Raw genomic sequence first — 1,124 nt, 5'->3', positions numbered from 1 at the left:
GGGGACCGCTGCATTACGCGGTGATCAGCGAGGTTGGAGGGGGTAAGCGGCGTGTGATGGCCTGCGAGGGGAGGCTTTGTCGGTGTCGGGGCGGAGTGGTGGCGTGTTCAGGCCGTCAGGACAGCGGCACGGCGTAGGTTGAAGGCCATGGCGGTGAGCAGCACTTGGCCGGCGACCTTGGCCAGGCCGACATAGCGGGTCCGGGTCAGGCCCATGCGACGCTTCCAGGTGGCGAAGGTGGTCTCGACGGCGGCGCGGCGGCGGGCCACCAGGTCGTTGAAGCGTTGCTGCCGGGGCGTCAGAGCGTGGTGCTTGTTGGGTCGGCGCATCAGCCGAGGCTTGACCCCGGCTTGCTTGAGCCGATCGCGGCGGGCGTGGGTGTCATAGGCCTTATCGGCGTAGACCGCCGCCTCGTCGCCGCGGATCAGGGCGTCGGCCGGGGTGGTGTCGTTGACATTGGCCGGGGTGGTGATCACCGCCCGGACCAGGCCCGAGCCCTGGTCCACGCCGACATGGGCCTTGTAGCCATAGGCCGAGCCCGGCTTGCCCTGGCGCTTGGCGAAGGCCGCGTCCGGATCCTTGGCCCGATCCTCCTGGCCTAGCGGCGGGCGCGGCGTGGCGGCCTCGATCAGGGTGGCGTCCAGCATCGCGCCCTGCTTGAGCACCAGGCCCGCCCCGTCCAACTGGCGATCCAGTTCGTCGAACAACCGCTCCAGCAGGCGCTGGGACACCAGTCGGTTGCGGAACCGGCATAGCGTGGTGTGATCGGGAACCGCGTCCTCCAGGCTCAGCCCCACGAACCGGCTGAACGACAGGCTGTCGCCCAACCGAAACTCCAGCTCCGCGTCCGACAGCCCGTACCAGGCTTGCAGCAAAAGCGCCTTGAACAGCAGCAGCGGACGATAGCCAGGACGACCAGGCCCTTCTTCACGCAGGCCAGCCAAGGCCTTCTCGAAACCCGACCACTCCACCAGAACAGACACCCGCTCCAGCGCCGCGCTGCCAGGCCGCCGCCCCGCGCCAAGTTCGCCAAACCCTAGCTGGCCCGTCGCCTTCACCGACATCGGTCAATCTCCCGCCTCAACAGCAGGGAATCACAACCAGCCAATTTCGCAACGGTCCCC

The 1,124-nt window shown here is 68.3% G+C and carries 1 protein-coding gene; it reads right to left on the bottom strand.

Going from position 1 to position 1,124, the window contains the following annotated elements; translation table 11 throughout:
- Positions 1-107: 107 nt before the first annotated feature.
- Complete coding sequence (locus PMI01_RS23630; protein ID WP_007675407.1) at positions 108-1,064, bottom strand: IS5 family transposase; 957 nt, start codon at positions 1,062-1,064, stop codon at positions 108-110.
- Positions 1,065-1,124 lie beyond the last annotated feature (60 nt).

It is taken from the genome of Caulobacter sp. AP07 (assembly GCF_000281955.1).
Classification (GTDB): domain Bacteria; phylum Pseudomonadota; class Alphaproteobacteria; order Caulobacterales; family Caulobacteraceae; genus Caulobacter.
This window is presented reverse-complemented; position numbering and strand designations above follow the sequence as displayed.

Excerpts from the sequence above, each read along its gene's own strand:
- PMI01_RS23630 (WP_007675407.1), bottom strand. The coding sequence starts at position 1,064 with ATGTCGGTGAAGGCGACGGGCCAGCTAGGGTTTGGCGAACTTGGCGCG.